Source organism: Mucilaginibacter defluvii, from assembly GCF_039543225.1.
In the GTDB taxonomy this organism is placed as follows: domain Bacteria; phylum Bacteroidota; class Bacteroidia; order Sphingobacteriales; family Sphingobacteriaceae; genus Mucilaginibacter; species Mucilaginibacter defluvii.
The window spans coordinates 943,586-955,928 of sequence record NZ_BAABJI010000002.1; the positions used below are offsets into that span (position 1 = coordinate 943,586).

Consider the following 12,343-nt stretch of genomic DNA (forward strand, 5'->3'; position numbering starts at 1 on the left):
ATTTGCTTTATCTAATATGTTAATTAAAATATACCCCGAAAACCCGAACGAAAAAACCATTGAGCAGGCGGTGCAGGTGCTACGTAAAGGGGGCATCATCATCTACCCTACTGATACGGTTTATGGCTTGGGTTGCGATATCACCAATCATAAAGCTATTGAGCGCATTGCCCGTTTGCGCAATATAAAGCCCGAAAAGGCTAACTTTTCTTTCATTTGCTATGATCTGAGCCATATATCCGACTATATAAAACCAATCGACAATACCACGTTCCGGGTATTGAAAAAGGCGCTGCCGGGCCCGTTCACCTTTATTTTTAACGCGAGCCATGCCGTACCTAAGTTGCTAAGCTCCAACAAAAAAACGGTAGGTATACGCGTGCCGGATAACAGCATTGCCCGTGAAATTGTGCGGGTGTTGGGCAATCCCATCCTGTCGACCTCTATTAAGGATGAGGACGAGATCATGGAATACTCTACCGATCCGGAGTTGATCCACGAGAAATACGAGGATCTGGTTGACCTGGTGATCGACGGTGGCTACGGTGGCAACCTGGCATCAACGGTGATAGACTGCACCTCAGGCGACTTTGAAGTGATCCGCGAAGGTAAAGGCGACCTCGAGCTATATCTATGATTTCGGCCGGATGTTATCTATAAACCCGGGAATGGTTTGCAGGTAATTATCCGTAGCCAAATGCTTAACAAACGCGCTGCCTACAATTGCGCCATTGGCATACTCGCAAGCTTTGGTGTAGGATGCATTGTTTGATATACCGAAGCCAATAATGGTCGGGTTGGCGAGCTCCATCTCCTTGATGCGTTTATAATAATCCTCGATAGATGTTGATACATTTAACGTACTGCCCGTTATGGAAGATGACGACAGCAGGTAAATAAAACTATTGCTCAGCCCGTCTATCTTGCGGATGCGCTCCTCGCTGGTATTGGGCGTCACCAGGAATATATTGCTGAGGTTGTTTTGTTTGAACGTGTCGGCATAAAGCTTTTCGTATTCGTAAATAGGTAGGTCGGGGACGATCACGCCGTCCACCCCTACTTCGGCGGCTTTCTGGCAAAAACGCTCGATGCCATATTGCACTATCGGGTTAATGTAGCCCATTAATAAAACCGGGATATTTACACGTTCGCGCAGTTGCGTTAACTGCTTAAATAACACATTCAGCGTCATGCCGTTCTCCAGCGCTTTTTCTGAACTTTTCTGAATGGTCGGCCCATCCGCCACCGGGTCAGAGTAAGGGAAACCGATCTCCAGGAAATCCGCCCCGGCGTTTTCCAATGCCTCAGCAATATCAAGCGTGGTGTTTAGTTCAGGGTAACCCGCAGTAAAATAGATAGACAGCAGGTTGCTTTTTTTATTCGCGAAAAGAGTTTGTAAACGGTTCATGTTTTTAGTTGATGGTTGATAGTTCATAGATCATGGTCGCTTATGCTATAATCTATGAACCATCAACTATAAGCTGATCAATTAATATCCAAAGTGCTTTATATACGTATCCAGATCTTTATCACCACGGCCTGACAGGCAGATCACTACGTTATCGCCGGGGTTAAAGGTCATTTTTTCGAGGTGCGCCAACGCATGAGCGCTTTCAATTGCCGGGATGATCCCTTCTAACTGGCAGGCTAACAAACCGGCGTTCAATGCTTCATCATCCGTAGCGCTTACGTATTCGGCACGGTTTACTTTAAACAAGTGAGCGTGCTGCGGGCCAATGCCAGGGTAATCCAACCCTGCCGAAATGGAATAAGGTTCAACCACCTGCCCGTCCTCGGTTTGCATTAAAATGGTACGGGTACCATGCAATACCCCCTCTTTACCTAACGATGTAGTAGCAGCCGAGTGACCGGTTTCAACCCCCTTGCCCGCTGCCTCAACAGCTATCAGCCTCACCGATTCATCATCCAGAAAATTGTAGAACATACCGATAGCATTGCTGCCGCCGCCTACGCAGGCCAGCACATATTGCGGCAGTTCGTTGCCGGTTTGCTCCAGCAACTGTTTTTTTGTTTCATAAGATATAATAGACTGGAATTTGGCTACCATTTCCGGGTATGGATATGGCCCTACTGCGGAGCCGATGATGTAGTGCGTATCTTCCGGGTTGCCTATCCAGTCGCGCAAGGCTTCATTGGTGGCATCTTTTAAAGTTTTACTGCCCGATGTGGCAGGTACAACCTTAGCACCCAGCATCTTCATGCGGGCAACGTTTGGTGCCTGGCGTTCCATATCAATCTCGCCCATGTATACTACACACTCAAGCCCTTTTAAAGCGCAAACGGTAGCCGTTGCAACACCATGCTGCCCCGCACCTGTTTCCGCGATAATACGCTTTTTGCCCAGGCGTTCGGCAAGCAATATTTGCCCTATGGCATTGTTTATTTTATGTGAGCCGGTATGGTTCAGATCCTCGCGCTTGAAGAATATATTGGCACCATATTTTTCTGAATAGCGTTTGGCATGGTACAGCGGCGAAGGGCGGCCAACGTAATCTTTTAGTAACTGGTCATACTCAGCCTTAAAGTCGTCATCATCCAGTACTTTTAAGTACTGCGCGCGCAACGCCTCTATGTTAGGGTACAGCATTTCGGGAATGTAAGCTCCGCCAAAATCGCCGTAATATCCATGTTCATCAACTCCGTATTTCATGTGCATTATAGTTGCTTAATTATTTCAAAAGCTTGTTTCAGCTTACTTATATCTTTATTACCCGGCGATAGTTCAAACCGGCTGTTCAGGTCAAGTCCCGCTAACTGCGGATGTTTGACTGTTTTTACTTCTTCCAGGTTCTCCAAACCTATGCCTCCCGAAAGGAAGAAGGGCACATCTAACGTATATTTGCTCAACACCTGCCAGTCAAACCTTTGGCCCGAGCCGCCATGTGCCGCGGTTTTGGTATCGAACAAAAAAACATCAACCCCATTTTCGTAAGGTGTTAATACATCAAAATTGAAATCAGCATCAACCCCAAAGGCCTTTATTACCTGCACCTTACCTTTAAACAGCGCGCAAAACTTAGGTGTTTCGCTGCCGTGGAGTTGGATGGCTTTAAAATTATATTTTTCAATTAGCGCATTGATCTGCTCAGCGCTCTCGTTAACAAATACCCCGGTTCTGATGATACCTACGGGTATGTGGTCTAAAGCGTCCGCCTTGAGTCCGTCAATATACCTTGGCGATCGGTTGTAACATATAAATCCCATAAAATCAGGCTGCAATGCTGCTACCTCACTGACATTATCAGACTCCCTTAAACCGCAAACCTTGATTTTCACCTTTAGTTTTCAATTAAGCGTTTAAAACTTAGCAAGGCCTTTTTGCTTGTCAGTGCCTCTTCAGCTTCGTAATAACAATCGGCAAAGCTTTTTCCTGGTTCGATGGTGCGGATTGCCAGTGCCGCATTACATAGCACCACATCGTTTTGTGCTGATGTACATTCGCCGTTTAATACCGCGCTGAATATGCCTGCCGATTCGGCAACGGTGTGGCCGCCTGCTATTTCGGCCGCATCCAAACGTTCAAAGCCGAGGCTTTCAATGTTGTTGATCTTTTCGCCATCAGCCGAGAATGTCTTAAAATCGCCTGTTAACGATACCTCATCATAACCATCCAAAGCATTTACAATAGTGTATTTTGCTTTTGATTGCTGGTACAAATAAGCATACACCCTTGCCAGCTCCAGGTTAAACACACCTACCAACTGGTTTTTTGGCCTTGCCGGGTTAACAAGCGGACCAAGCATATTGAAGAATGTTTTTACCCCCAGTTCGCGGCGTATTGGTGCAACGGTTTTCATGGCCGGGTGAAACAGCGGGGCATGCAAAAAGCAGATATTAGCCTCGTCAACATTACGTTTTAACGTGTCGATATCACTGGTGAACTGGTAGCCCAGATATTCCATCACGTTTGATGAACCGCAGCTCGATGACACGCCGTAGTTACCGTGCTTGGCAACCTTGTACCCCGCCCCCGCCACTACAAATGAGGCCAGGGTAGATATATTAAAGGTATCCTTACCATCGCCGCCGGTACCGCAAAGGTCAATCAGCGTATCGTGCTCAATATCAACTGGCAGGCAAAGCTCCAGCATGGCATCGCGAAAACCCTCTAACTCGCTCACGGTGATGCTGCGCATGCAATAGGCCGTCATGAAAGCGGACATTTGCGATGTATTGTACTTACCCTGCGCAATGTCGGTCAGAATTTCCTTTGACTGCTCGCGGGTAAAAGTTTTGTGCTCAAATAAATGATTTAATATCTTTTTCATGTTAAAACAAAAAAGGGCTGCCTTGTGGCAACCCTTCCTGAATATTATAAAAAAACAAAAACGGAATTGCCTTACGATTACTCGTTAAGCCACCACCAGTTGTTGTTTAATATTGTCGATTTCATTACGGCACAAATATGTAAATATTTTTTTGAAATGCAATTTTTATAAATATCTAACCAATATTATTGCTTCACTTCGTATTGCGGCGTAAATACTACTTTTCGGGTGGTATCAAGACTTAACTTTGGCGCTTCTAACAAATACTTGGTTACAAAGGCCAGCATAGCGCCGTAATAGTATTTTAAATAACTAAAGGTATACTTTGGCACCGGCTTGATATTAAAATTAATAACGTAAGTTTTATGGAAATAAAAATTACGGAAACCTTCAATTTTTAAACGGAAAGACAGATCAACATCATACCCGAACATGGTAAAGCGTTCATCAAACATACCAACCTCTTTAAGTGCATGGCGGCGCAATATCATTGCCGAGCGGTTAAGTACATCTATCTCCGCGGTTTCAAACTCATCAGGCCGGGCTTTAATATGCGAGGTGATACGTGATTTCGCGAAGTATTTTGATAGTCCGGTCCATTTAATAAGCAGGTTCCATTTTTTGGTAAGGCCGTATTTTGATGAGCGGATAAAATGCCCCTGGGGCGTAACCATACGTATGCTTGAACCGGCGGCTTCCGTATGCGTGTCCATAAAATCAATCGCTTTTGTAAGCGTGTCTTTTGTTACAATAGTGTCCGGACTGACCAAAAAAACATACTCTCCTGACGTCAGTTCAATAGCTTGATTATATGCCTTCGCTATTCCTATATTGCTATCATTGGCGATAATCTTAATGTCGGCAAATTGTTCTGTAAGCATTTCGACAGATTTGTCATCCGATCCGTTGTCAACTACAACAATCTCACAGTCAACGCCATATCGTGCTGCTTGTAAAGCGCTAATGCATTGCCTTAGCCACATACATAAGTTGTGGTTTACTATAATAACGGATAACTTCATAACTACCGGGTTAGCGAATTTTCGTACGGAACGCGCGTGGCAATTGACCGGCCAAGCGTTACTTCATCCACATACTCCAATTCACCACCAAAAGCTATGCCACGGGCAATGGTCGAGATGGTAATCGTAAAATGTTTTACACGTTTATTAAGATAGAAGATGGTGGTATCACCTTCCATGGTAGCGCTCAACGCAAAAATAATCTCTTTAACCTCGCCGGTTTCCAATCGTTGTATCAGCGAGTCAACCTGCAGGTCAGACGGGCCTACACCGTCCATCGGTGAAATTAAGCCGCCCAAAACGTGGTATACGCCGTTGTATTGATTGGTATTTTCAATGGCCATCACATCGCGGGTATCTTCTACTATGCAGATCAGGCTTTTCTCTCGTTTATGCGAAGCGCATATCTCACATATATTTGTATCAGATATGTTGTGGCATACCTGGCAAAACTGTATCTCATTACGTAGTTTGCTAATGGCTCGACTGAATTTTTCTACTTCTGGCTTATCCTGGTTAAGCAGGTGCAAAACCAGCCGCAAAGCAGTTTTTTGGCCCACACCCGGTAATTTTGAAAACTCTGCAACGGCATCTTCCAGCAGTTTTGAAGAAAAATTCATACTGCAAAATTAGCTATTTAATTAAGGTTTTTGATGAAGACTGAATACAGTACACGCAAGCGTAATGTAAATTTAGTGCGAAACAAAAACTTCGGCAGGCTTATCGTTGTGGTGATGTACCTTTTTAAAACTGCGAACCGCCAGCCATACGCTAAGCAGCATTAATGCCGATGCTACATAATACGGCGCGCCGGGTAAATGTAGAGGCGTTTTAGCGCTGGTAAAGTAAGAGAATATCTGCGTCATGAAAAGCGGACCGAAGATGGAGCTTAAACTCATTAAGCTGGTAAGCCCGCCCTGCAATTCTCCCTGCTCGTTGGCGGGCACTTCGCTGGTCATGATACCTTGTAACGCCGGGCCGGCAATACCGCCAAGGGCGTAAGGCACCATAAAGGCAAACATCATCCAGCTTTTATTGGCGAGGCCGAAAAGCAGCATACCGATGGCATAAAGCAATAAACCAATCCATATGCTTCGCTCCTGCCCTAATTTAGGGATGGTTATGCGGATCAATCCGCCCTGAACGATGGCAATCATCAAACCGATAAATCCTAATGAGTAGCCAATCAGGTCTTCACTCCATTTAAACTTTTCGATAGTATAATACGTCCACACGCTTTGCACAGCATGGCCTGCAAAGTATACAATAAACAGGCATAAGGCTAAACCAATAACCGACGGATATTTTTGCAATTGCAGCAACGAACCCATTGGGTTAGCGCGTTTAATATCAAACTCGCGGCGATTTTCTATGCTGAGCGATTCGGGTAAAACAAAATAGCCATATATGGCATTAAGCAGCGCTAAACCGGCTGCTGCGTAAAACGGGTAATGCGTGTCAATTTTGCCCAATATACCGCCTAATACCGGGCCAATTATAAAGCCTAAGCCGAAGGCAACGCCTATCATACCAAAGTTTTGTGCACGCTTTTCGGGCGGGCTAACATCAGCTATGTAGGCTGATGCCGTGGTAAAACTGGCGCCTGTAATACCTGCGATCACCCGACCTAAAAATAACCAGCCTATTGTTGGCGCAAAGGCGCAAAACAAATAATCAACACCAAACCCTAACAACGAAACAAGCAGTACCGGCCGCCGGCCATACTTATCACTTAAATTGCCAATTAACGGAGAGAACAGGAACTGCATCACAGAATAAGCCACCAGCAACCACCCCGCATAGCTCGAAGCCTCGCTTACGTTGCCGTGTATCAGCTTCTCGATAAGCTTTGGAAAAACCGGTATAACTATCGCCAAACCAATAACATCAACCAATAACGTTATAAATATAAATACTAAACCACGCTGATGATTTTGCGTTGCAAATTTTTCCATTTCGCAAAGTAAATAAGTATCAATTAAATTTTTGGTTATTAATAATTTAATTTTTACATTGACTAAAATTATAGTTACAATGAAAAACTTAAAACTCTTATCCGCTTTGCTGCTTACCCTGTTGGCGCAAAGTGCTTTTGCCCAAACACCTGAAAGGCTTAAGCTTTCAACCGCAAACCCGGCGGTAAATCAAAAAATAACTTTTACTTATGATACAACGGGATCAAACCTGGGCGGTAAACCCGAAGCTACAGTACACTTCCTGGAAAAAACGTATCCGGTAAGCGATGTAGAGCTTAGCCAGGATGGCAAACTATTTAAAGGCGAATTCATTGTACCGGCTACAGCTACCGCCTTTTTTGTGCGCCTGGCAAACGGTAAAAACATTGACAATAACGGCGGAAAGGGTTATATATACGAAGTTTACAAAAACAAGAAACCGGTTGAGGGCGCTTATGCAAATGAGGCATATTTGATTCAATCGGGCATGGGTAATTATTTTGCGCAAATACCCGCTGACATTGCACGCGCAGGAGAACTTTACAAAAAGGAGTTTGCTACTAACCCTAAAAGCGAAAAAGAACATCTGATAAATTACCTGACGTATTTGTCTTCTGTTAAAGAACCAGGCAATAAGGAGTTAATAGATAAAAAGATAGCCGCCCTTGGTACCAGCAAAGATGAAAAAGACCTGATGACTTTAAGCAACTGGTACGCACGCCAGCGCAAAGCCGCACAGGCAGATTCAGTTAATGCCATTATCAAAGCCAAATTCCCGAAAGGTGAACTTGCTAAAAATGAAGCTGGAATGGCTTTTAATAAGGAAGCCGACCCGGTAAAAAAAGAAGCGTTACTAAATGACTACCTGGCTAAATATCCTGAAAACAAAGACAATGCCGGCCTTATTGATAACTTCAGGATGCAAATGGCTTCAGCATACTTAAAAGCCGGTAATGATGCGGGCTATCAAAAGTATGCCACGCAAATGAAAGATAAATCAAACCTGGCAAGTGTATTAAACAGCGTTGCCTGGCCAATGGCTGAAAAAGGCGAAAACCTTGAAAAAGCAGCGGCTTACTCTAAGCAATCATTGGATATTTTGGATGCCGCTTATGCTGATCCTAAACCGGCCATGTTTCAATCAGTTAAACAGGCTAAAGGCAACAACCGGTCAATGTATAATATGTTTGCCGATACTTATGCCTTTATTAAATATAAGCAGGGTGATTATAATGAAGCATTAAAGTATCAGCAAAAGGTTTATGAAAGCACCCCTACCCCTGATGCGGAGATTACCGAGCACTACGCGCTCATACTATCAGGCGCCGGACAAACAGACAAAGCAAAGCAGATCATTGAAAAAGCGTTACAAGATGGCAAAGGCTCAACCGCTTTGCGTGAGGAGTTGAAAAAGATATACGTTAAGCAGAAAGGCAGCGAAGCCGGGTTTGACGCGTATGCCGGCGCATTTGATAAAGCCGCGAAAGAAAAAGCCCGCGAAGAGCTGACCAAAAGCATGATTAACGAAACCGCGCCTACATTTGCCTTGAAGGATTTTGACGGCAAGGAAGTGTCATTAGCGAGCCTTAAGGGCAAAGTGGTTATACTTGACTTTTGGGCAACCTGGTGCGGCCCTTGTAAAGCTTCATTTCCCGGTATGCAGTTAGCTGTTAATAAATACAAGGATAACCCGAACGTAAAATTCCTGTTTATTGATACCTGGGAAAGTGGCGATAACTACGTACCCGGCGTAAAGAAATTTATTGCTGATAATAAATACACCTTCCATGTATTGATTGATGAAAAAGGCAGCGACGGCCGCCAATCAAAAGTAGTTTCATCATACAAAGTAGATGGTATTCCAACCAAATTCGTAATTGACCAAACCGGCAATATCCGCTTCAAGCACGTAGGTTTTTCAGGTACCGATGAAGGTGTGCTGAATGAGGTAAGCAACATGATTGACATGCTGGCCAGTCCTGCAGCTGCAAAAGCCGACATCAAGACAAAAGCGATATCAACCGGCAAATAGAGTCCGGCTAACCATAAAAAAAGCGATAGGCAACTATCGCTTTTTTTATGGTTAAAAATTTGGCTTAAGCATGTACTTGTCGTAAAACCTGAAGATGTGTTCGGTAGCTTCTTCGGCTGTATCAACTACGCGGTACAGGTTCAGGTCGTCTGGACTGATATTGTTTTCCTGGTTGAGCATCTTCTCCTCCACCCAGTCAAACAAACCCTTCCAGTAATCACGGCCTACAAACACGATGGGGAAACGGGCAATCTTACCCGTTTGTATCAGGGTGATGGCCTCGAATGATTCGTCCATAGTACCGAAGCCGCCAGGCAGAATGATAAAACCCTGCGAGTACTTCATGAACATTACCTTGCGCACAAAAAAGTAATCAAACTCCAGCAGCTTATCCCTGTCAATATATTTATTATGAAATTGCTCAAAGGGCAGCTCAATATTCAAACCTACCGATTTACCACCTGCTTCGTAAGCCCCTTTATTGCCGGCTTCCATTATACCGGGACCACCGCCGGTTATCACGCCGTAGCCGCGTTCTGTTAACCTGCTGGCTATGTCCTCAGCAAGGCCATAATACGGGTGATCGGTTTTGGTACGGGCTGAGCCAAATATAGATACACATGGGCCAATACGCGCCAGCTTCTCAAACCCATCAACAAACTCTGCCATTATTTTAAATATCTGCCACGAGTCGGTTACCTTAACCTCGGGCCAGTTCTTGTTCTCAAAGGCATTTCTTATTTTTTCATCACCGGTCATAAATCACATATATAGTTAGGAAAATATAATTATAAAGCGGCCACTTTTGTTTTGGCTTTTGATGTTAACAATAACCCAACAAAGGTTATTAATCCGTTTACAATAATCAGTTCGTTATCGAACACGTAGCCATCAAATAGTTCGGCAGAATATGTTTTAAGGTAGAAACAAATGGCCGGCGAAACAAGGCAGATAAAAGGCACCAGCTTATCATTAACCTGCCTTCCACTCATAAATAAACCGAAGGAATACAAGCCCAACAAAGGGCCGTATGTGTATGAAGCTACTGTGAATATAGCACTTACCACAGCATCATTATTTATCGAATTAAAGATAATAATGGTTAAAAACATTAAACCCGAAAAAGCAACATGCACATAATGCCTAATGGCTACATTACGCTTGCTGTTTACGTCCTGCTTTTTATTAAAATTCAGAAAATCTACGCAGAAAGATGTAGTCAGCGCCGTAAGCGCCGAATCGGTAGTGGCGAAGGTTGCCGCCGTTAAGCCGAGCATAAATACAATAGCCGGCACCAAACCCAGGTAATTAAGCGCAATGGTTGGGTACAAGTAATCTGTTTTTTCAACAGTGATGCCGTATTTATTGGCATAGATATAAAGCAAAGCTCCCACACTAAGGAAAAAGATATTGATCACCACAAATATGCTGGTGAAGCTGAACATGTTTTTTTGCGCCTCGCGTATGTTTTTCAGGCTGAGGTTTTTCTGCATCAAATCCTGATCCAGCCCCGTCATAGCTACCGTGATAAACAAGCCTCCTAAAAACTGCTTGCTGAAATGGAATTTGCTGGTGACAAATTCCTCAAGGAAAAATATTTTGGAATAACTGCTCTTTGCAATTTCATCAGCCGCCTGAAAAACAGTCATATCCAGGCTATCGCAAATAAAATAGATAGATAAAAATACGGATGATACGAGGAATAACGTCTGCAAACTATCTGTAATAATAATGGTTTTTAAACCACCTTTGAAAGTGTATGACCATATCAAAACCAAACAGATCAGCACCGTGGCGGCAAAAGGCACATGATAAGCATCAAAAACAAATCGTTGCAGCACAATTACCACCAGGTATAACCTGAATGCCGAGCCGATAGTGCGGCTTATAAGAAAGATCCCCGCGGCTGTTTTGTAACTCCAGATGCCTAATGCCCCCTCTATATAGCTGTAAATTGATGTTAGCTTAAGCCGGTAATATAAGGGGAGCAATACCGTAGCTATAATAATAAAACCTGCCGCGTTACCCAGCACAAACTGAAAGTATGCAAACTCATCGCCCGAAGGTGCCCCTACTTTGCCCGGTACAGATATAAAGGTAACGCCGCTAAGCGCGGTGCCAATCATACCAAACGCTACCAGGTACCATTTAGAGTTACGGTTAGCTACAAAAAAGGTATCGTTATCGGCTGAGTTGCGTGAGGTTAGCCATGAGATCACGATCAGTACCAAAAAGTACCCGATGATGAAAGAAAGCAGTATAGCTGGTGACATGCAGATGGAGTTTAGTTACATCCGAATGTATAAATTTTTCGGTTACTTTAACAGAACGTGTAAAGTTTAATGCGCTTTATGATGATCATCCAACCCGCTTACGCCGCCTGATACCACGAACTTCATCACCTCGGCAGCGCTTTTGTTGATGGGTTTAACTTTATCATTAGGAATAATAACAACTTGCCCGGCAAACGAATAGGACAAAGGAAAATAAACGGCGACCTCCCCAGGCAGATCAATAGAGCTTAAGTCTTTTTTAACTAAAAAGCCAATCTTCTTCAATCCAAACTCATTTACCTCAACCAAAACAGGTTCGCTGAATTTCTTTTCTTCGCCCACAAAAGCCTCGGTTAAATCTTTAATGGATGAGTATAGAAACTTAAACAAGGGCAAGCGGTTAAGCCAGCGGCTCATCCAGCGTTTTATGGGGTCGGTTATTACGTTGGTCACCAGTATACCCGCTATCAGGATGATGACCAGTACATTTAAAATACCGAGGCCGGGTATGTAAATGGGTTTGCCGTGCTTATCCGTCCAGAATACATCGCTCAGGTTAAGCGCATTATCAATACTTGATACCGCCCAATAGATCAAAAAAAACGCGGCACCCAAAGGTACTACCACCAGCAGGCCTTTGATAAAGTAGTTTAATATGGCACCGAACAATTTTTTCATATCGTATAGAGCTGATATAATAGCAAGGTTAAAAGTACACTCTTTACTAAGTCAATTCCAAAATCTAATAGATTTTAAATAATTATGAATAATA

The 12,343-nt window shown here is 43.7% G+C and carries 12 protein-coding genes; 2 read left to right on the top strand and 10 right to left on the bottom strand.

The window, feature by feature from the left end; genetic code table 11:
• The first annotated feature begins 16 nt into the window (after nt 1-16).
• Complete coding sequence (locus tag ABD960_RS10395) at nt 17-637, top strand: L-threonylcarbamoyladenylate synthase (protein WP_345331085.1); 621 nt, start codon at nt 17-19, stop codon at nt 635-637.
• On the opposite strand, the gene trpA is transcribed toward ABD960_RS10395, so the two are convergent.
• The 7 genes from trpA to ABD960_RS10430 all read right to left on the bottom strand — a co-directional run bounded on the left by trpA (nt 632) and on the right by ABD960_RS10430 (nt 7,266).
• Nucleotides 632-1,408, bottom strand: coding sequence for a tryptophan synthase subunit alpha (gene trpA / locus ABD960_RS10400; protein WP_345331086.1), 777 nt, complete (start codon nt 1,406-1,408; stop codon nt 632-634). The two genes, ABD960_RS10395 and trpA, sit on opposite strands and share 6 nt — an antisense overlap.
• Before the next feature lie 81 nt (nt 1,409-1,489).
• The gene (trpB, locus tag ABD960_RS10405) at nt 1,490-2,671 is read right to left on the bottom strand and encodes a tryptophan synthase subunit beta (protein WP_345331087.1); all 1,182 of its coding nucleotides are present in this window, start codon (nt 2,669-2,671) and stop codon (nt 1,490-1,492) included.
• A 5-nt stretch (nt 2,672-2,676) separates the two neighbouring features.
• Nucleotides 2,677-3,297 (bottom strand): phosphoribosylanthranilate isomerase, encoded by a 621-nt coding sequence (locus tag ABD960_RS10410; protein ID WP_345331088.1) that lies wholly within the window; start codon nt 3,295-3,297, stop codon nt 2,677-2,679.
• Between the two features lie 2 nt (nt 3,298-3,299).
• Nucleotides 3,300-4,289 (bottom strand): anthranilate phosphoribosyltransferase, encoded by a 990-nt coding sequence (gene trpD / locus ABD960_RS10415; RefSeq protein ID WP_345331089.1) that lies wholly within the window; start codon nt 4,287-4,289, stop codon nt 3,300-3,302.
• A 185-nt stretch (nt 4,290-4,474) separates the two neighbouring features.
• Nucleotides 4,475-5,311: a glycosyltransferase family 2 protein gene (locus tag ABD960_RS10420; protein WP_345331090.1), complete on the bottom strand. Its 837-nt coding sequence runs from the start codon at nt 5,309-5,311 to the stop codon at nt 4,475-4,477.
• Nucleotides 5,312-5,313: 2 nt separating this feature from the next.
• Entirely contained in the window at nt 5,314-5,931 is a 618-nt protein-coding gene (gene recR, locus ABD960_RS10425; protein ID WP_345331091.1) for a recombination mediator RecR, read from the bottom strand.
• A gap of 72 nt (nt 5,932-6,003) precedes the next feature.
• Nucleotides 6,004-7,266 carry a TCR/Tet family MFS transporter gene (locus tag ABD960_RS10430; RefSeq protein WP_345331092.1) on the bottom strand — a complete coding sequence of 421 codons (1,263 nt, stop codon included), beginning with the start codon at nt 7,264-7,266 and terminating at the stop codon, nt 6,004-6,006.
• A 79-nt stretch (nt 7,267-7,345) separates the two neighbouring features.
• On the opposite strand from ABD960_RS10430, the gene ABD960_RS10435 reads away from it, so the two are divergent.
• Nucleotides 7,346-9,298, top strand: coding sequence for a TlpA family protein disulfide reductase (locus ABD960_RS10435; RefSeq protein ID WP_345331093.1), 1,953 nt, complete (start codon nt 7,346-7,348; stop codon nt 9,296-9,298).
• 51 nt (nt 9,299-9,349) lie between these two features.
• Here the strand turns inward: ABD960_RS10435 and ABD960_RS10440 are convergent, their stop codons facing one another.
• The 3 genes from ABD960_RS10440 to ABD960_RS10450 form a co-directional block, all read right to left on the bottom strand.
• Nucleotides 9,350-10,057, bottom strand: coding sequence for an LOG family protein (locus ABD960_RS10440; RefSeq protein ID WP_345331094.1), 708 nt, complete (start codon nt 10,055-10,057; stop codon nt 9,350-9,352).
• Between the two features lie 29 nt (nt 10,058-10,086).
• Nucleotides 10,087-11,571, bottom strand: a complete 1,485-nt coding sequence (locus tag ABD960_RS10445) for a sodium:solute symporter (RefSeq protein WP_345331095.1) — start codon at nt 11,569-11,571, stop codon at nt 10,087-10,089.
• A 66-nt stretch (nt 11,572-11,637) separates the two neighbouring features.
• The gene (locus ABD960_RS10450; protein ID WP_345331096.1) at nt 11,638-12,249 is read right to left on the bottom strand and encodes a DUF502 domain-containing protein; all 612 of its coding nucleotides are present in this window, start codon (nt 12,247-12,249) and stop codon (nt 11,638-11,640) included.
• Between the last annotated feature and the right edge of the window lie 94 nt (nt 12,250-12,343).

Coding starts and splice junctions, on each gene's coding strand:
- ABD960_RS10395 (WP_345331085.1), top strand. CDS start 17: ATGTTAATTAAAATATACCCCGAAAACCCGAACGAAAAAACCATTGAG.
- trpA (WP_345331086.1), bottom strand. CDS start 1,408: ATGAACCGTTTACAAACTCTTTTCGCGAATAAAAAAAGCAACCTGCTG.
- trpB (WP_345331087.1), bottom strand. CDS start 2,671: ATGAAATACGGAGTTGATGAACATGGATATTACGGCGATTTTGGCGGA.
- trpD (WP_345331089.1), bottom strand. CDS start 4,289: ATGAAAAAGATATTAAATCATTTATTTGAGCACAAAACTTTTACCCGC.
- ABD960_RS10420 (WP_345331090.1), bottom strand. CDS start 5,311: ATGAAGTTATCCGTTATTATAGTAAACCACAACTTATGTATGTGGCTA.
- recR (WP_345331091.1), bottom strand. CDS start 5,931: ATGAATTTTTCTTCAAAACTGCTGGAAGATGCCGTTGCAGAGTTTTCA.
- ABD960_RS10430 (WP_345331092.1), bottom strand. CDS start 7,266: ATGGAAAAATTTGCAACGCAAAATCATCAGCGTGGTTTAGTATTTATA.
- ABD960_RS10435 (WP_345331093.1), top strand. CDS start 7,346: ATGAAAAACTTAAAACTCTTATCCGCTTTGCTGCTTACCCTGTTGGCG.
- ABD960_RS10440 (WP_345331094.1), bottom strand. CDS start 10,057: ATGACCGGTGATGAAAAAATAAGAAATGCCTTTGAGAACAAGAACTGG.
- ABD960_RS10445 (WP_345331095.1), bottom strand. CDS start 11,571: ATGTCACCAGCTATACTGCTTTCTTTCATCATCGGGTACTTTTTGGTA.
- ABD960_RS10450 (WP_345331096.1), bottom strand. CDS start 12,249: ATGAAAAAATTGTTCGGTGCCATATTAAACTACTTTATCAAAGGCCTG.